A 17706-nucleotide genomic window follows, 5' to 3' on the forward strand; every position below is an offset into this window, starting at 1 on the left:
TCAGTGAGCCGTGAGCCCGGACGATGTGGGGGCCGCGTGTGCGGCGTGGGGATCCGGTGAACCCGTGCCCTCATCGGGGGAGCGGCACGACTGGCAGATTCCCCGGTAGACGACGTCCGCGGCGATGATCGACATGTCGTGGGTCTCCGAAGGGGTGAGACAGGGGGCTTCACCGATGGCACAATCGACGTCTTCGATACGACCGCACACGACGCACAAGGCGTGGTGATGATTGTCCGATGCGCGCGTCTCGTAGAGGGCGGGTGTGTTCGGCGGCTGGAACTTGCGGAGCAACTCGATGTCGGTCAGGTCCGCAAGGACCACGTAGACGGACTGGACTGTTATATTCGGCAGTTCGTCCCGTACGTAGGTGACGATATTTTCGGCCGGCGAATGCTGGTGCCGATGCACGGCAGTCAGGACCGCGATACGCTGCTTGGTCACCCTCCGTCCGCGAGAGCGCAGTTCATCGGACCATTGGGCACGCAGATCATCGAGGGACGGTCCCTCGAGGGCGTGGCCGGGGTGCTGATGAACTGATGTCATGCACACCACTGTACCGTTATTCTGAGTCGCTCACAATAAGACGGACCTGTGGAAACTCCCAGGGCTACGTCAGGACTGGTCAAGCGGCGGTTGTCAGAATAGTACGGCCGGCGCTCCGGGGCGCGGTCGTTTCGGGGCGAGAAGTGCTTTACAGTTGAACCATCTCGAGTCCCGAGCGGCGATCGTTGCCCGGGACTCAGCGCGCCAGAACCCACGGCCACGCAAGGAGATGCGCGGAACAATGCACAATCATTTCAACGGACTGAAGACGGTCCTGCTCATGGGCGGGATGTTCGGCATCCTGCTCGCGGTCGGCGCCGTTCTCTCTGCGGGCAGCGGCCGCAGCATCTTCATCTGGGTCTTCGCGATCGGCGGGCTTGTCGCAACGGCCGTCAGCTACTGGAACAGCGACAAGATCGCCATCGCCTCGATGCAGGCGCGGCCGGTGTCCCGTGATGAGGCGCCCGGTATGTACCGGATCGTCGAGGAGCTCTCGTCCAAGGCCAACCAGCCCATGCCACGTCTCTTCATCGCTCCGACCATGTCGCCCAATGCCTTCGCCACGGGGCGCAATCCTCAGCATGCGGCCGTCTGCTGCACCGAGGGGATTCTTCAGTTGCTCAACGAGAGGGAACTGCGAGGCGTTCTGGGGCACGAACTGATGCACGTGTACAACCGAGACATCCTCACCTCGTCGATCTCTTCCGCGATCGCGGGCGTCATCACCTCGGTCGCGCAGATCATGGTGTTCTTCGGCGGTGCGCTCGGGGGCCGGGAGCGTGGTGGCAATCCCATCGCCGCGATCCTGATGGCGCTGCTCGCACCCCTGGCCGCGACCGTGATTCAGTTGGCCGTGAGCCGTACGCGGGAATACGACGCCGATGAGGACGGAGCCCGCCTGACCGATGATCCGTTGGCGCTGGCGTCGGCCCTTCGCAAGCTGCAGCAGGGGACTCAGCAGGCCCCGATGGATCCCGAGAATCAGCGGACCGTCAACACGGCCCACATGATGATCGCCAACCCGTTCCGCATGGCCCAGATGCAGAATCTGTTCTCCACGCATCCGCCGATGGACAAGAGGATCGCCCGCTTGGAGAACATGGCTGGCTATGGCGGCAACTCGCCGCGGTACAACTGACGCCACAGCCGACCAGGGCGATTGATCGGCCGAATGAACGAGTCCCCGTGTTCCGCGGAACACGGGGACTCGTTCATTCGGCCGGGACTTTCGCCGGGTCCGCGGCGCGGATCGGAGGAAGTCAGCGGTAGTTCACGAACTGCAGATCGACGTCCAGGTCAGATCCCTTGAGCAGGGTGATGACGTCCTGGAGGTCGTCCCTGGACTTCGACGAGACGCGCAATTCGTCGCCCTGGATGGTTGCTTTGACGCCTTTCGGGCCCTCGTCACGAATCAGCTTCGTGATCTTCTTGGCCTGGTCCTGAGCAATGCCCTCCTTGATGGAGGACTCGATCCTGTATTCCTTGCCGGAGGCGTACGGTTCGCCGGCGTCCAAGGACTTGAGGGAGATGCCTCTTTTGACGAGCTTGGACTCGAAGACGTCCAAGGCAGCCTTGGCTCGCTCTTCCGAGTTGGCCTTGACGAGGATCTTCTCGCCCGAGAAGTCGATCGAGGCTCCCACCCCTCGGAAGTCGTAGCGCTGCGAGATCTCCTTGGCGGCCTGGTTGAGGGCATTGGACACTTCTTGCTTGTCGACCTTGCTGACGACGTCGAACGAGGACTCGCTGGCCATGGTGGACTCCTTGTCATTGAGGAACGTGAAACCGGTCCCCAGTTTATGGCACGTCGGCGGCCTCGGTGCCCGATGTTCCATGGAGTGGGCGAGGTGCAGATGGACCAGAGCGTGTTTCCGCGGCCCCCAAGTTGGGGGTGCAGAGGGTGAGAGGTCCCGCGACTGCCGCCTCGGTGGGTGACGCCGCGGGTGGGTCTCGGTTCTGCCGCACTGTGAGACAACGTGGCACGAATCGTTATCGAATCGTCACCCGATTCCTGTGGTCCTCACAGGTCCGCATCCCACACTTGAATCATGAACACCTCATCGAGATTCAATGGGAGTCCTCGCGGCTCGTTGGCCGGTGCGAGAAAACGGCTCGCCGCCGATGCGGCCACGCACCGCGTCGTCTCGGAACGGTCGGTCGTGATCTCGCACAGCCGCCGGGCCTGGTCATCCAGCGAGCCCCAGTCCTTGATGGCGACGCCACGTGGCAGGCTCGTCGAGCCGGACCTTGTCCGGCGCCTGGACGGAGTCCGTGAAGACTTGGAAGCGTCTCTGTCTCGCGGTGAAATCACGCAGGAGCAGCTTGAGAAATTCCTCGATCGCATGGAGGGCCGGCTCCTGGAGGAACAGGGCTCGGGTCCCAACTCCTAGCCCCGCTTCGCCCCTGCGTCGCGGCGGGTGCCTTTGATCACAATGGAGATCTGGGCCCGCCCTCGGTTTGTGCATCCCGCGAGTCTTTGGGTACTGTTGAACCCGCTCCCGTTGCCGGGGGCATGGATCCTTCCGGGCCGAAACGGTTCGGTGGAACACTCGGCAGATTACCCGAGCGGCCAAAGGGGGCTGACTGTAAATCAGCTGGCACTGCCTACGGGGGTTCGAATCCCTCATCTGCCACCGCAGCACAAGCCGCGAACTCTCCGAAGAGTTCGCGGCTTGTTCGTTTTAAGACGTCGTCGGCCGGACGTCCGTCCCGGACCCGGCACCTGATCACTGGTTCGCGCTGCGAATCGTACCCAGGAATGCGGCGGCCCGATCCTGCACCTGCAGAAAAGTCCCGGCGGGTGAGCCGTGGGTGAACGTCCTGGGCTGCTGGAATCTCGAAATGTAGTGTCGGGGCCATGCCGACTATTGAATTGACGCAAGACAACCTCAACGACACGATTTCGAACAACGACATCGTCCTGGTGGATTTCTGGGCCGAATGGTGCGGGCCGTGCAAGCAGTTCGCTCCGGTCTTCGAATCCGCATCGGAAAAGTACGAGGACGTCGTCTTCGGAAAGGTGGACACCGAGGACCAGCAGCAGCTTGCTGCCGCCGCGGGAATCACCTCGATCCCTACTCTGATGGCCTTCCGCGAGCAGACGCTCGTCTTCGCCCAGCCCGGCGCCCTGAACGGGTCGCAGCTGGAACAAGTGATTGAGGCCGTTCAGGGCCTCGACATGGACGACGTGCGCCGCCAGATGGCCGAGGCCGAGAAGGAAGCCGCCGAACAGCAGGGCCAGCAGGAGGCCGACCCCGGCCAGGCCTGATCCTTCCGGGGCGGTAGGCCCCGGGTCACAGACTTTTCATCACCCGGCGAGCGACCGAGGGGCGACCCTTGGTCCTCGCCGGGGTTCTTTAACGGTGGACAGACCCAGCAGACGGACCACACGCTGCCGATTTCCTGCCCAGGGTCTGAGCAATTCGAGCATGCGGGTGTCGTCGCCTCGACGTCCCTCCAGGGCGTAACAGACCCCGTGGGCCAGGTGGTAGTCGCCCACACTGATCGCGTCGGGCAGCCCGTGCGACCTCTGCATTGCTTCGGCGATGGTCCACGCTCCGATCCCCGGAACGGCGGAGAGTTGGCGGGCGACGTCGCCCGGCCCGGCGGACTCAGCGAACCGCAGCAGCGACGGGGCCCGTTCGGCGAGGGAACGAACCGCGCGTACTCGATGCGCGTCCACACCCGCACGGCGCCACTCCCAGGACGGGACGGACAGCCACTCCTGCGGCGTCGGGAACGCGACCATGCCTTCCGGTGGGTGCGGTACGCCGTGAGGGGCAGGCGCCGGATCGGAGCCGATCCGTCGCACCATCCGCTGCCAGGCACCGATGGCCTCGCTGCCGGTGACCCGTTGCTCGAAGATCGCAGTGACCGTCTGTTTGAAAATCCAGCCCGTCGAGCACAGACGCAGCCCGGGGTGCAATCGGTAGGCCGCCCTGGCATGGTGCGGGAGCAGGCCGAACTCGGGGGAGGAGGCGAAAACGGACCAGTCGTCCTCGAGACCGACGAGACGGCCTGCCGACGCCAAGAAGACGTCGACTTCGTCCCGATCCTGGCCCCAGGCCACGACGTCGATCGGAGCCCCCGCCAGGAGGCCGGACGTGGCCGACTGATCGAGAACCGCAGCGATCCCGTGCCCTTCGTGTTCCGGCACGCGCGCGGTCAGAAAGACTCGGGTCCGGTGAGGCGAAGTCTGCACGGAAATCGTCGGATCGTGGGAACCGCGACGAAGAACCGACACGCTGCGTGCCAGGTCCACCGGTGCCTCGAAAGTCAGCCGGCGTTCGGCGCAGTATACGGTGGACATGCGCTCCATCATCGCACGAGCAGACAGGGACCGGGCAGTTCTTCGCCCGAGCCATGCCTTGCTCGACGAACCGACATATCCCGATGTCGCCGCAACCACGCCCCGACGACAATCCGCAGGCCACCCACATGAGCGATACCTCAGCGACACGAACCACCCACGGGCAGATCACCCCCACCTCTCCAGTGCGGTCGCATCTCTCGCGCCGAATTCCACGAGCGGTCGCGTGCGTGCTCGGCCTTGCGGCGGCGACCGTCTACACGGCGATCTCGCTCGTGCAATGGGGGCTGATGGAGACGCCGTCGTGGGACCTGGCGATCTTCACCCAAGCCCTCAAGCAGTACGCCGGCCTCGCCCCGCCCGTGGTCAATATCAAGGGGTACGGCTTCAATCTCCTGGGCGACCATTTCCATCCCATCCTGGTGCTGCTGGCACCGCTCTACGCTCTCTTGCCTTCCGGGCTGACCCTGATGGTCGTCCAGGACCTCTTGCTGGCACTCGCCGTCGGCGTCTTCGCGTGGTACGGGACCCGGTACCTCGGTGTCGTGCGCGGTGCGTGCCTGGCTCTGGGATTCGCCGCGAGCTTCGGGGTCCTGGAAGCGATCCGGGTGCAATTCCACGAGGTCGCCTTTGCTGTGCCGCTCATGGCCCTGGCCCTGTGCTCGGTCGCGACCGGACGGTTGCGTGCCGCACTCTTGTGGGCGGCACCGCTGGTCTTCGTCAAGGAAGACCTGGGCGTCACCGCCGCCATGGTGGGGGTCCTGGTCGTCGCCCGTTATATCCGCGACGGCGGTCTGGGGATACGGTCGGGCCGGATGACGTACCGCAGGGCCATCGGCTCGCCGCTCGTTGTCCAGGGCATCGGGCTCATCGTCTGGGGACTTTCTTGGAGCGCGGCCGCCGTCTTCCTGATCCTTCCGGCCCTGAATCCCCGCGGACACTTCGACTACGGCGGATCGGTGGACGTGTGGGGTGCGCTCGCCGACCCGTTGCAGGCCCTGGGGTTGATGTTGTACCCCTGGGCCAAATCGCAGACGCTGCTCCTGCTGGCGGTGACCGGTGCCCTGGTATTCCTCAGGTCCCCGGTGGTGTGGGTCGGCGTCCCGACCCTGGTGTGGCGATTTCTGTCCGACAACCCCGGGTACTGGGAACCGACCTGGCACTACAACCTCGTGCTGATGCCGGTGATCTTCGCGGCGGTGTTCGACGCCGCGCTGCGCGTTCGACCGATCCGGGCGACAAGTGTCGCGAGGGCCGTGGAGCGCATGACGGCGGCGGGCCCTGTGCTTACGGCCGGGATCGCGGTTGTCCTGGTCGCGGGGTCGACCGCGAGTCCGCTGCTTTCGCCCGACCAGTCGCGGTCACCGGGCAGCATTGCGGCCAAACAAGAGGCCCTCCGCAGGATCCCCCAGGGCGCGAGCGTCGCGAGCGACCTCTCGGTGCTGACCTACCTGGTTCCTGACCATGACGTCCGGTGGATCGGGCACCGGTCGGACCCGGCCCCCGACTACCTCGTGCTCGACCGCACGACCGGAACGTGGAATGGGGCAGACGCGGAAGAACTCGGGGCGACCGCGGCGTCGATGTACGGCGGTCGTTACGCTGCGGTCCAGGACGATCACGGCGTCGTCGTCCTGGAGCGGGGGAGGTGAGCGATGCGTCACCATGGAGCGGAAAATCCCCGTGGATGCGGTAAGCTGGCGAATACTACCGGGATTCCCCGTTTTGTGCCGAGTCAGTCCCGAACCTTTTGAGGGACCCGGCCGTTGCATGACGTGTATTAGCTCGCCGCCGTGCCCACCCGAGACAACCGATCCTTGAGATCGACAGAGGTGCGCCCAGAGAAGAAACACCATTTCCTGAATGCCTCAGGAAGTGTTTGCGGGCAGATTCAAGGGGACAGAACCGGCCGCCGCCCATGAGGGACGGTGCGTGAAACCCCAACTCCATAAGGACCAATTGGTGACTCAACCCAACCAGACCCTGCCCGAAAACGCTTCCGCCGCCGCGACCGACGTCGCCGAGCCCGAGGACAACACCGTTCGCTTCACCGATCTCGGCCTCGACGGCCGCGTTCTGGGGGCTCTCGAGAAAGTCGGATACGAGAAGCCCTCACCGATCCAGGCCGAGACCATCCCGTTGCTGCTCGAAGGGCGCGACGTCGTCGGCCTCGCGCAGACCGGTACCGGGAAGACCGCTGCCTTCGCTGTGCCGGCCCTGTCCCATCTCGCCGAGCTTTCCGACGTCAATGGAACCAACCGCGACACCCAGGTGCTCGTCCTGGCCCCGACGCGCGAACTCGCCCTCCAGGTGGGCGAGGCCTTCTCGTCCTACGCGAGCGAAATGCCCGACTTCACCGTCCTGCCGGTCTACGGCGGTTCGCCCTACGGCCCGCAGCTGGCTGGGCTCCGTCGCGGCGCGCAGGTCGTCGTCGGCACTCCGGGCCGCGTGATCGACCACCTCAAGCGCGGCTCGCTGGACTTGTCCAACATCAAGCACCTCGTTCTCGACGAGGCCGACGAGATGCTTCGGATGGGCTTTGCCGAAGATGTCGAGCAGATCCTGGCCAAGACGCCCGAGGAAAAGCAGGTCGCCCTGTTCTCGGCAACCATGCCCAAGTCGATCCGCAAGCTCGCGGAACAGTACCTTCACGATCCGGTCGAGGTTCGCGTCGAGTCCAAGACGACGACGGCGGCCAACATCCGCCAGCGCTACATGCAGGTCATGCACTCCCACAAGCTGGACGCCATGACTCGCGTCCTCGAGGTCGAGGAGTACGACGGCGTCATCGCCTTCGTGCGGACCAAGAAGGAGACGGAGGAAGTCGCCGAGAAGCTTCGCGCTCGGGGTTTCCAGGCCGCGGCCATCAACGGTGACATTCCCCAGAACCTGCGTGAGCGCACCGTTCAGTCTCTCCGCGACGGTCGTGTGGACATCCTCGTGGCGACCGATGTCGCCGCCCGAGGTCTCGACGTCGAGCGCATCAGCCTCGTGGTCAACTTCGACATCCCGCACGACACCGAGTCCTACGTCCACCGGATCGGCCGTACGGGCCGCGCCGGTCGTGAGGGCGAGGCCATTCTGTTCATGACGCCGCGCGAGAAGTACCTGTTGCGTCAGATCGAGAAGGCCACGCGCCAGAAGGTCGAGCTCATGCACATGCCGAGCGCGGACGACGTCAACGCGACGCGTCTCCAGCGCTTCGCCCAGCAGATCACCGACACGATCGAGTCGGAGGATCTGACGGTCTTCAAGGACCTGGTCCAGAAGTACGAGAGCGAACACGATGTTCCTGCGCAGGACATCGCCGCCGCGATCGCCGTCATCGCCCAGAACGGTCGTTCCTTCCTCGTCGAGGAGCTGCCGACCAAGGCGGCCCCGCGCGGGCGCGAGGACCGTGGGGGTCGTCCTGAGAAGTCCGGTCGGAAGCGCAGCGACGAAGGCCTGACCACGTACAAGATTCAGGTCGGTCACGAACAGCGCGTGTCCCCGGGATCCATCGTCGGCGCCCTCACGAACGAAGGCGGTCTCGACGGGTCGCAGGTCGGGAACATCGATATCCGGGGCGGTTTCTCCCTGGTCGACCTCCCGAAGGACCTGAACCTCGGCGATCTGAGCGATATCCGCATCAACGGCAATCCGCTGGACATCCAGCCCGACCGTGGCGGCAACCGTGGTGGCGGTCAGCGCGGCGGACATCGTTCGGGCGGGTACCGTGGCGGACGCGGCGGCAACCGTGGGGACCGCGGCGGTCGCGACGACCGTGGCGGCTACCGCGGGGACCGTGGTGCGCGCAAAGGCGGCTTCCGGAAGTTCTAGACTTCCTTGTGAGTAACGGCACCCTGTACGGATTTGTCGGACTATCCGCTCGTCTGTATAGTTTTATGTCGTTGCCCCGATAGCTCAGTGGTAGAGCGCCATCTTGGTAAGATGGAGGTCCCGGGATCGATTCCCGGTCGGGGCTCTCATGTTGAGGGCCTGCGTCGAGCTCATGCTCGGCGTGGGCGCTTTCATGCCTGGCGGTGTAGCTCAGCTGGTTAGAGCGCACGACTCATAATCGTGAGGTCGACGGATCGAGCCCGTCCACCGCTACCAACAACGAACCCCGTTCCGCGAGGCGACCAGCCGCGCAGGGACGGGGTTCTTCTGTGTTCGGGCGGTCCGCGACGAGGCACGGCAGCCCCGAGGGCGGGCAATGGGCCGGGCGGTAAAGTGTTGGCGGAAGACTCATGCACCGTGACCAGACCACATGCGGGTTCGGCGCACACGTGGTGCATCACGCCATGAACGACACAACATGAGGAGCAGCATGTCCGACACGAAGGGCATCGCCGAGGACCTCCAGGGGCGCGTCTACTCCAACGCCCCGGTCTACTCGGTGTCCCGCGAAAAGATCCGCGAATTCGCCCGAGCCGTCAAGGCCCAGTCCGCGGCACACTACGACGTCGCCGCGGCCCGCGAACTGGGCTACGCCGACGTGGTCGCTCCACCGACCTTCGCCATCATCGTGAGCCAAGCCGCCGACGCCGAGCTCATTCAGGATCCGACGGCCGGGATCGATTTTTCGCGCGTGGTTCACGCCGACCAGCGTTTTACGCACCATCGGCCCATTGTGGCCGGTGACGAGCTCTCGGCAACAGTGCACGTCGATTCCGTGCGAACGATGGGTGGTGGGGCGATGGTCACCACTCGAGAAGAGATCGTGGACCAGGAAGGAAACCCCGTGACCACGGCCCTTTCGTCCCTGCTGGTACGAGGCGAGGAATAGTATGCAGACACCGAACGCAGCATCAGTCGAAAAAGGCCAGTCCGTCGGCCGCCGGGAAATCCAGGTCAGCCGGGCCGATCTGGTTGCCTACGCGGGAGCCAGCGGCGACTTCAACCCGATCCACTGGAACGAGCGTTTCGCGCGGGCCGTCGGACTGCCGGGAGTCATCGCCCACGGCATGTTCACCATGGGTACGGCCGTCCAGCTCGTGACGGACTGGGTGGGGGATCCCGGGCGGATCCTGGACTACCAGACCCGATTCACCAAGCCCGTGCCGGTTCCGGACGCGCAGGCGGATGCGAGCCCGGCATCCGGTGGAACCACCATCACCGTCGAAGGAAAAATCGGTGCGGTCGACGAGGAGAAGGGAACCGCGCGCGTGGATCTCACGGTCTCGGCCCCCGACGAAGACGGCAAGGAGCAGAAAGTCCTGGTCAAGGCCCAGGCGCTCGTTCTCCTGTAGGACCCGAGCCGATGGCCGGGACATCTTGACTGGCCTCCCTGGGCTCGTCTGGAATTGAGTACCGACACATCGACGTGCCGGCCCCACATCGCGGAGTGGCCGAACGGCCATTTTCGCCCGTCGGGGACGGCACGTTCGTTGTCTGACCGGCCATGGTCCGGAAGCATCCACTCGCAGGCACACCAGAGGGAAAGAAGCTCGCCTATCTCATCGCACCAGATCACCACCAAGTCCTGGTTCTATTCCGTCCTGGGTATCTACCTGGTCAGCGGGCTCTCCATCTCCGCCTGGCTCGTTCGAGTGCCCGCGATCGCCCAGGAGCTGAACCTGTCCGCCGGGCCCCTGGGTCTCCTACTGCTGACCCAGACGGTCGGTGCCTTCTTGTCCGTTTCCGCCTCCGGCATGGTCGTGATGAAGCTCGGTGCGCAGAAGACTCTGTGGCTCACCTTCGCCCTGATGATGGTCGGCGGCCTCGGACTCGCGGTCGGGGTCTCGTTCCTGCACTCGGTCCTCGTGGCCGGAATCGGCCTGGGGCTCTTCGGCCTCGGCCAGGCCACCTATTCGGTCGGTGCGAACGTGCAGGGCGCGGCCGTTGAGCGTGCCCTGAAGAAGCAGCGTATGCCCCTGATGCACGGGTGCTTCTCGATCGGCACGGTCATCGGATCGATCGTCGGAACCGCGATGACAGCGGTGGGAGTCTCGGTGTTCTGGCACATGCTGAGCGTCTACATCGTGGCGATCATCCTGGTCGTCCTTTCCCTGCGCAACACCAGGCACGAGGGCGAGGACATCCACCCCGGCACCACGGGTCTCATGGCCATCGTCTCCTCGGACGAGGGACAGGGCACCTTCACGATCCGTCATGCCTGGTCCGAGAAGAGGACAGTCCTCCTGGGCATTTTCGTGCTCGGAATGGCCCTGGCGGAAGGTTCCGCCAACGACTGGGTGGCCCTCGCCCTCACCGATGGGTACGGCGCGAGCGCCTCCGTCGGCGCCGTGGGGTACGGGCTGTTCGTGGCGGCCATGACCACCGGTCGGCTCCTGGGCACCGGATTGCTCAACATGTACGGGCGCGTCGCCGTCATGCGGGTGGCCTGCATCCTTGCCGTGATCGGCCTCGGGACCTTCGTCGTCTCACCATGGATCGGGCTCGGAATGGTCGCGATCTTCGTGTGGGGTACCGGCGCGGCCCTCGGATTCCCGGTCGGTATGTCGGCAGCCGCAGACGATCCCTTCCGGGCCTCCGCGAGGGTCTCGGTGGTCTCGACCGTGGGCTACGGCGCGTTCCTCGGTGGGCCGCCCCTGCTCGGCGTTCTGGGGGAGGCCCTGGGGGTCCGGAACGGCCTCGCCGTGGTGCTTGTGCTCGTGGTCGTGTCCCTGTGCCTCGTCCCTCAGCTCACGTCGCCCGACCGGCGCAACCGTCCCGAGCCCAAGGACGAGCCCGCGCGATGGGTCAACGAGGGCGAGGACCTGGCAGACGAGGACACCACCGAGAGGCCCATGTCCATGGACGATGCCCTGCGCGCCAGAAAGCGGCACGGGGACCAGAACGGCGACGAGTCCTGACGTACTTCCTCACGTCACCGCTGGTCCGTTGCGGGTCGAGCGCTGGTTAGACTGGACCACGTGACTGAAACCCTTTTGAGTGAATTGACGACCCTCGGTGTGGGCGGACCCGCCGGATCCTACGTGCGTGCCGATGACGAAGAGAGCATCATCGACGCCGTCCGGGAAGCGGATGCGAGCGGCAAACCGTTGCTGGTGCTGGGTGGCGGATCCAATCTCGTCATTGCGGACCGCGGTTTCGACGGCACGGTCGTGCACGTCGCCTCCCGCGGATTCGACGTTCTCTCGGAGGACAACGGCCAGGTCAGGCTCTGGGCCGCCGCGGGCGAACCATGGGACGATCTGGTCCGCAACAGCCTCGACCAGGGACTCAGCGGTCTGGAGACACTGTCGGGAATTCCGGGGATCACGGGCGCGACGCCGGTACAGAACGTCGGTGCGTACGGGACCGAGATCTCCCAGCACTTCGGGGCGGCCCACGTCTACGACCGCCGCACCGGAACTCGTTGCCGATTCACCGGGGACGACCTCGCCTTCGCGTACCGCACGTCGATGCTCAAGCGCGAGATCCATGACGGCTCACCCCGGTACGTGGTTCTCGCTGTCGAGTTCGTGCTCGAGAGAGCCCAGAACTCCCAGCCGATTCGATACGCCGAGCTCGCGCGCCGCCTGGGCGTCGAGGTCGGGGACCGCGCCCCGGCATCCACGGTTCGTGAAACGGTCCTGGAATTGCGTGCCGGCAAGGGCATGGTTCTGGACCCCGCGGATCGCGACACCTTCAGCACCGGTTCTTTCTTCACGAATCCGATCATTCCGGCGGATACGCAGCTTCCCGTGCCCGACGACGCCCCACGCTACCCCGTCCTGGATCCCGCGGGCAGGGTCGACGAATCCAAGACCAAGCTCTCGGCCGCGTGGCTCATTCAGCACGCGGGTTTCGACAAGGGTTTCGGTCTGGAAGGCGAGTCCGCCCGCATCGCCGGCGGGCGTGCGTCCCTCTCGACGAAACACACGCTTGCCATCAGCAACAGGGGAGCGGCAACCGCGGAGGACGTGCTTGCCGTCGCCCGGGCTGTCAGGGACGGTGTGGTCGAGACCTTCGGCGTCCGGCTCGAGGCCGAACCCGTGATCGTGGGTGCGGAAATCTAGTAGCCTGCGACCTTTCCTGGTCAACTGTTCGCCGAGACTCGGGGAAATCACAGGTGGATCGGTCAGGCTGGGGTTTGAGCCCGGGGTTTGGTCACAGATCGACGGATTCTGGGACGGAAGCCAGTATGCTGGTCGTAGAAGTACAGGTCCCGCGGATCGTTCCTCCCTCAAGGAGTGGTCCAGGGTCCCGCACATCGGATTCCACTCAGGAGCAGGGGGTGCCCGTGGGAATCGAAAAGGAAATCGAACAAGGCCAACGCGAAGGCCGTTTGCACCATGCGCTGACACGGTTTCGTGCCTTCACCGGACGCCATCCGGTGCTTCGCCTGGTGCACAAGGTGTTGGTGTCCTTCCTCGGAGGCGTGATCGTTCTCGCCGGCGTCGTCATGCTCGTGACGCCGGGGCCGGGGTGGTTGGCGATCTTCCTGGGTCTGGGCATTCTCGCCACCGAGTACCCGATTGTGCACCGTTTCAACCAATGGGCGAAGTCCAAAGTGGTGGGCGTCTGGCATCGTTTCTCGGCGTGGCGCGCGGAACGCTCGGTGCGTCGTGCACGAGCCCAGGAACAACGGTCTCGGGACCGCATCGCGAAGAAACAGAGCAGAGAGCTCCTGGAGGCCCAGTTCCGGCGCAGCCACAATTGCGCTCCGCACCGCCCGCTGGCGTCTCCCCGTCTGGTCATGCCTCGATCCGCGGGTCGAGCCCGCCGCATCGGCCGTATGCCGAGGGTCTAGGGGGAACAAAGCAGGTCCGGGTGGGCCCCAGTCACCCGGCTTGCGGTCAGGACCGAGAGCTCACTGCTCGGAGCTCAGCGGTGTCTCCTCGTCGATGACGCGACGAACCAGGGCCTCGGCCTCGTTCTGATTGAGGCCGATGTTCTTCAGTTCCGCGAGGAACTTGTGGGTCAGTCTCAGAGCCTTGTCTTCCACACTGGAACCCGCCCGAACGAAGCTCCCGGCGCGTCCCTTCGTCTCAACGACCCCCGCCGCCTCCAGCTCCTTGTACGCCTTGGCCACCGTGTTGTTGGCCAGATGGAGCGACGCCGCAAGTTTCCGCACCGGAGGCAAACGCGTGCCCGACTCCAGCTCTCCCGTGTGCCGGGCCTCGACCACGCGGCGTCGAAGTTGGGCATACGGTGGTACCCCGGAATCGAGACGCACGGAGAAGAACTCGCGAGCCGCGCCGTCGTCGGTCCAATCGATGGTCCTGGGCGCTTCCTGACCGGCCCTGGGTTCCTGATCCTTCACGGTGGTCTCCTAGAGGGTCCCGGTAGCGATGGCGAGCATGCGGCGGACGGGTTCGGCCGCGCCCCACAACAGCTGGTCACCGACGGTGAAGGCCGAGATGTACTCCGGCCCCATGGCAAGCTTGCGGATGCGTCCGACCGGGATGGAGAGCGTCCCGGACGCCGCGACCGGAGTCAGGGCGTCCATCGTCGCTTCCTTGGTGTTGGGGATGACCCGCGACCATTCATTGTCCCGATCGATGATGTTTTCGATCTCTTCGACCGGCAGATCGTCGGTCAGCTTGATGGTCAGCGCCTGTGAATGGGACCGCATGGCGGCGATGCGGACGCACAAGCCGTCCATGATGACCCTGTCCTCGTCGGACAGCCCCAGAATCTTGTTGGTTTCGGCGTCGGCCTTCCACTCTTCGCGGGACTGCCCATTGCCCAGGTCGGCATCGATCCAGGGGATGAGAGAACCGGCCAGGGGCACGCCGAACTGTTCCGTGTCCATGCCGCCCGAGCGCTGGATGTCCAGGGCCTTGCGATCGATATCGAGGATCGCGGAGGCCGGGTCGTCGAGTTCCGCGGCCACGGACGCCGAGATGTCGCGGAATCCCTTGAGGACTTCGCGCATGTGCCGGGCACCGCCACCGGATGCGGCCTGATAGGTCATGGCCGTGGTCCAATCCACGAGACCTTCCCGGAAGAGCCCACCCAGGCCCATGAGAAGACAGGAGACCGTGCAGTTTCCCCCGACGAAGTCCTTGATGCCGCGATCGAGACCCTGATCGATGACGTCGCGGTTCACGGGGTCGAGAACGATGACGGAGTCATCGTTCATGCGCAGCGTCGACGCGGCATCGATCCACAGCCCGTCCCAGCCTCGTTCGCGCAAGCGAGGATGGACCGATTTCGTGTAGTCGCCACCCTGCGTGGTCACGATGATCGGGAGCTTGGCCAGCTCATCGATGTCGTAGGCGTCCTTGAGCGTACCCGTGTCCGAGACGCCCGAGAAGCTCGGGGCAGCGCCGCCCGCGTTCGACGTCGAAAAGAACACCGGGTCGATTTGCTGGAAGTCCTTTTCTTCCTCCATGCGCTTCATGAGCACGGAACCCACCATGCCGCGCCAACCGACAAAACCTACAGAATCTCCGGACCGAAATGCCATGATGCTCAGTGTACCGACAGACCGAGGACTTGGGCCTCCGGTCGTGACACATGTCAATCTGCATCGTCACGCCCGGTCGGGCCTGTCTCGTTACCTGGTGAATTCGAGGAATCTGTAGGCGATGTGTGCCGGATGAAGGACGCCGTCGGCATCGGCGAGGCGGCCCCTTTCCTCGACGCCGGAGCCGAGCTCGGTCATGGCCCATTCGGAATCGAGTTCGGGGGCGCACCGGTCCCCGGGAACCGTGACGTCGAGTTCCGTGACCACGGCCCGGGTCAGTCGGCCGTCGATCACGCCCGGAAGGTCGGCGAGCCCCAGAGCCTGCTCGTAGACCCGCGAACCGCCGATGATCCACAGGTCGTTTCCGCTTCTCGGCGCTTCATTCGCCACGGAGAGGGCCTTGGTGATCGAGTCGGTCCAGATGGCGCCGTCATGATGAGCGTGTCCATCGACCGTGTCGGCCGCCGTCGGGATCGAGCCTGTCAGGACGATGTTGGTCCTGCCCGGCAGCGGGCGGAATCGTTCGGGAAAGGACTCCCAGGTGCTGCGGCCCATGATGACGGGACAACCCGACGTCGTGCTCTTGAAGAAGGCGAGGTCGGCGGGAACGAACCACGGCATGGCGCCGCCGAGGCCGATGACGCCGCCGCGGGCCTGTGCCCAGATGGCGGAAAGACGTGGCGGCTCCGTGCCGGCGGGAACTGACGTCATACCGCGATGGGAGCCTTGATCGGCGGGTGGGGATCGTAACCGTGGACGGAGAGGTCGTCGAGTTCATAGAGGTCGATCGAGCTGCGATGGCCCACTTCGAGAGTGGGATACGGCCGCGGCTGCCGGGAAAGTTGTAATTCCACTTGTTCCCGGTGGTTGTCGTAGATGTGGCAGTCGCCGCCGGTCCACACGAAGTCCCCCGGAACCATGCCGACCTGGTCGGCGACCAAGTGGGTCAGAAGTGCGTAGGAGGCGATGTTGAACGGGACGCCGAGGAACATGTCGGCCGAGCGCTGGTACAGCTGGCAGGACAGCCGGTCCGGTCCACTCTCCACGGGCTCGACGTAGAACTGGAACAGCGCGTGGCACGGGGGAAGGGCCATCTCATCCACTTCGGCAGGATTCCAGGCGCTGACCACGTGGCGGCGGGAGTACGGGTTCGTGCGCAAGGATTCGATGACCTTGCCGATCTGGTCGATGGATTCCCCGTTCGGGGCCGGCCATGACCGCCACTGAGCGCCGTAGACCGGACCGAGGTCCCCGTTCTCGTCGGCCCACTCGTCCCAGATGTGCACGTTGCGGTCCTGAAGCCAGCGGATATTGGTCGAGCCCCGGAGAAACCACAACAGCTCCACGGCCACTGCTTTGAAACGGACCGTCTTGGTGGTCAGGAGAGGGAAGGTCGTCGAGAGATCGTAGCGAATCTGGCGGCCGAAGACCGACGTCGTGCCGGTTCCGGTCCTGTCTCCTCGGTGATTGCCGTGGTCCAGGATGTCTCTCAGAAGGTCTTCGTACGGAGTCGGTACGAGCTGCGGGCTAGTCGTCAAAGGGATCAATCTTCTCCAGGGATACGACACGGTCACGGTGCTTGAGGCTGATGTTCAGCACCAGCATCTGTCCCGGTGTCAGGTACGGGTCCTTGGTCGGTAGAGATTTACGCAGGTCCTTCGGCAAATGATGGCCGATGACCTTGAGGATGGTGGGCAGCACCGGCCGGTGCGTGCACAAGACCGTCGAGTGGTTCGACTCGAAGAGAGATTCCATCAATTTCGCGGCCTTGGCCGGCTTGCGCTTGTGCTCGGCTTCGGTCAGTCGGTTCTTTTCCTTGATGCCGAGACCGTTGGCCTTCGCGTAGCCCGCGACGGTCTGCATGCATCGCAGCCAGGGACTGGAGACGATCTTGCCGGGCTTCCAGGCATCGAGCAACCTCCAGACGGCGTGTGCCTGGCGTTTGCCGGTCGCGGCCAGAGGGCGGTCGCTTTCGGCTCGTGACCACGTGGAACGCGGCTTGGCCTTGGCGTGCCGGACCACGATGAGCTGTCGCGTCCTCAGGTCGCCGGCCTCGTGCAGCTCAAGAAGACGGTCGAGGGGCAAACGGTCCGAGGAATTCGTCAGCCGTTCCCTGGCGACGTCGGGGCGGACCCACTCGAGCCGGTCGACCTCACCGGCGTCCTCTTTCGCCGTGGTCCCCGGGGAGATCTCGGAGGCCCAGTAGTGGACTTCCTTCTTTCCTCGGGAGACCTTGTACTTCGTCCTGGCCAGGGGCGGCCCGAGAAGAATCTTGAGGCCGACTTCCTCACGAACCTCGCGCACGGCCGTCTCGGCGATGGACTCGCCGTCGTCCTGCTTGCCCTTGGGCCACGACCAGTCGTCGTACTTGGGGCGGTGGATGACAAGGACTTCGAGGCCCGCGCTCGACTCGCGCCAGCATATGGCGCCCGCGGCGACCACCGCCGGGGAGTTCTTGGAATCGTCTGACATCGAGTGTGAATCCTTCGGTGAAGTGCTGTGATGATGCGTG

The 17706-nt window shown here is 64.8% G+C and carries 18 protein-coding genes and 3 tRNA genes; 13 read left to right on the top strand and 8 right to left on the bottom strand.

What is annotated here, in order from left to right; all coding sequences use genetic code 11:
- Window positions 1-546: a Fur family transcriptional regulator gene (locus tag ACTSLZ_RS05280; RefSeq protein WP_443095942.1), complete on the bottom strand. Its 546-nt coding sequence runs from the start codon at window positions 544-546 to the stop codon at window positions 1-3.
- A 241-nt stretch (window positions 547-787) separates the two neighbouring features.
- Between ACTSLZ_RS05280 and htpX the strand changes: the two genes are divergently transcribed.
- The gene (gene htpX, locus ACTSLZ_RS05285) at window positions 788-1684 is read left to right on the top strand and encodes a zinc metalloprotease HtpX (protein WP_129314797.1); all 897 of its coding nucleotides are present in this window, start codon (window positions 788-790) and stop codon (window positions 1682-1684) included.
- A 121-nt stretch (window positions 1685-1805) separates the two neighbouring features.
- Here htpX and ACTSLZ_RS05290 read toward each other — a convergent pair whose 3' ends face one another.
- Window positions 1806-2297 (bottom strand): YajQ family cyclic di-GMP-binding protein, encoded by a 492-nt coding sequence (locus tag ACTSLZ_RS05290; protein ID WP_129314799.1) that lies wholly within the window; start codon window positions 2295-2297, stop codon window positions 1806-1808.
- 294 nt (window positions 2298-2591) lie between these two features.
- Between ACTSLZ_RS05290 and ACTSLZ_RS05295 the strand changes: the two genes are divergently transcribed.
- From ACTSLZ_RS05295 to trxA, 3 genes are all read left to right on the top strand, one after another.
- Entirely contained in the window at window positions 2592-2933 is a 342-nt protein-coding gene (locus ACTSLZ_RS05295; protein ID WP_443095943.1) for a hypothetical protein, read from the top strand.
- Between the two features lie 161 nt (window positions 2934-3094).
- Window positions 3095-3176, top strand: a tRNA-Tyr gene (locus ACTSLZ_RS05300).
- A gap of 224 nt (window positions 3177-3400) precedes the next feature.
- Window positions 3401-3811 (top strand): thioredoxin, encoded by a 411-nt coding sequence (trxA, locus tag ACTSLZ_RS05305; RefSeq protein ID WP_129313843.1) that lies wholly within the window; start codon window positions 3401-3403, stop codon window positions 3809-3811.
- Window positions 3812-3850: 39 nt separating this feature from the next.
- On the opposite strand, the gene ACTSLZ_RS05310 is transcribed toward trxA, so the two are convergent.
- On the bottom strand, window positions 3851-4852 hold the full coding sequence (locus ACTSLZ_RS05310) for a DNA-3-methyladenine glycosylase family protein (RefSeq protein WP_129313844.1): 1002 nt from the start codon (window positions 4850-4852) through the stop codon (window positions 3851-3853).
- A 128-nt stretch (window positions 4853-4980) separates the two neighbouring features.
- Between ACTSLZ_RS05310 and ACTSLZ_RS05315 the strand changes: the two genes are divergently transcribed.
- The 9 genes from ACTSLZ_RS05315 to ACTSLZ_RS05355 all read left to right on the top strand — a co-directional run bounded on the left by ACTSLZ_RS05315 (window position 4981) and on the right by ACTSLZ_RS05355 (window position 13532).
- On the top strand, window positions 4981-6504 hold the full coding sequence (locus ACTSLZ_RS05315; RefSeq protein ID WP_443095944.1) for a DUF2079 domain-containing protein: 1524 nt from the start codon (window positions 4981-4983) through the stop codon (window positions 6502-6504).
- 211 nt (window positions 6505-6715) lie between these two features.
- On the top strand, window positions 6716-8671 hold the full coding sequence (locus tag ACTSLZ_RS05320; RefSeq protein WP_443095945.1) for a DEAD/DEAH box helicase: 1956 nt from the start codon (window positions 6716-6718) through the stop codon (window positions 8669-8671).
- A 73-nt stretch (window positions 8672-8744) separates the two neighbouring features.
- Window positions 8745-8816 (top strand) — tRNA-Thr (locus tag ACTSLZ_RS05325).
- Between the two features lie 54 nt (window positions 8817-8870).
- Window positions 8871-8947, top strand: a tRNA-Met gene (locus tag ACTSLZ_RS05330).
- Window positions 8948-9161: 214 nt separating this feature from the next.
- A complete protein-coding gene (locus ACTSLZ_RS05335; RefSeq protein ID WP_397555029.1) occupies window positions 9162-9620 on the top strand; it encodes an FAS1-like dehydratase domain-containing protein in 459 nt (152 codons plus the stop codon).
- A gap of 1 nt (window position 9621) precedes the next feature.
- Window positions 9622-10083, top strand: a complete 462-nt coding sequence (locus tag ACTSLZ_RS05340) for a MaoC family dehydratase (protein ID WP_178979498.1) — start codon at window positions 9622-9624, stop codon at window positions 10081-10083.
- Between the two features lie 138 nt (window positions 10084-10221).
- Window positions 10222-11649: an MFS transporter gene (locus ACTSLZ_RS05345; protein WP_443095946.1), complete on the top strand. Its 1428-nt coding sequence runs from the start codon at window positions 10222-10224 to the stop codon at window positions 11647-11649.
- A 60-nt stretch (window positions 11650-11709) separates the two neighbouring features.
- Window positions 11710-12798, top strand: a complete 1089-nt coding sequence (locus tag ACTSLZ_RS05350) for a UDP-N-acetylmuramate dehydrogenase (protein WP_443095947.1) — start codon at window positions 11710-11712, stop codon at window positions 12796-12798.
- A 224-nt stretch (window positions 12799-13022) separates the two neighbouring features.
- The gene (locus ACTSLZ_RS05355; protein ID WP_238692219.1) at window positions 13023-13532 is read left to right on the top strand and encodes a PGPGW domain-containing protein; all 510 of its coding nucleotides are present in this window, start codon (window positions 13023-13025) and stop codon (window positions 13530-13532) included.
- Window positions 13533-13592: 60 nt separating this feature from the next.
- On the opposite strand, the gene ACTSLZ_RS05360 is transcribed toward ACTSLZ_RS05355, so the two are convergent.
- The 5 genes from ACTSLZ_RS05360 to ACTSLZ_RS05380 all read right to left on the bottom strand — a co-directional run bounded on the left by ACTSLZ_RS05360 (window position 13593) and on the right by ACTSLZ_RS05380 (window position 17666).
- On the bottom strand, window positions 13593-14045 hold the full coding sequence (locus ACTSLZ_RS05360; protein WP_238692220.1) for a GntR family transcriptional regulator: 453 nt from the start codon (window positions 14043-14045) through the stop codon (window positions 13593-13595).
- A 9-nt stretch (window positions 14046-14054) separates the two neighbouring features.
- The gene (gene asd, locus ACTSLZ_RS05365) at window positions 14055-15194 is read right to left on the bottom strand and encodes an aspartate-semialdehyde dehydrogenase (RefSeq protein WP_129313851.1); all 1140 of its coding nucleotides are present in this window, start codon (window positions 15192-15194) and stop codon (window positions 14055-14057) included.
- A gap of 90 nt (window positions 15195-15284) precedes the next feature.
- Window positions 15285-15905, bottom strand: a complete 621-nt coding sequence (locus ACTSLZ_RS05370) for a dihydrofolate reductase (protein ID WP_443095948.1) — start codon at window positions 15903-15905, stop codon at window positions 15285-15287.
- Window positions 15902-16732: a thymidylate synthase gene (locus ACTSLZ_RS05375; protein ID WP_443095949.1), complete on the bottom strand. Its 831-nt coding sequence runs from the start codon at window positions 16730-16732 to the stop codon at window positions 15902-15904. Before ACTSLZ_RS05375 ends, ACTSLZ_RS05370 begins: the two co-directional genes overlap by 4 nt.
- Window positions 16722-17666, bottom strand: coding sequence for an NUDIX hydrolase (locus ACTSLZ_RS05380; RefSeq protein ID WP_436594409.1), 945 nt, complete (start codon window positions 17664-17666; stop codon window positions 16722-16724). Before ACTSLZ_RS05380 ends, ACTSLZ_RS05375 begins: the two co-directional genes overlap by 11 nt.
- Between the last annotated feature and the right edge of the window lie 40 nt (window positions 17667-17706).

Origin of the sequence: Rothia koreensis (assembly GCF_052232265.1) — a bacterium.
Taxonomy (GTDB): domain Bacteria; phylum Actinomycetota; class Actinomycetes; order Actinomycetales; family Micrococcaceae; genus Rothia; species Rothia koreensis.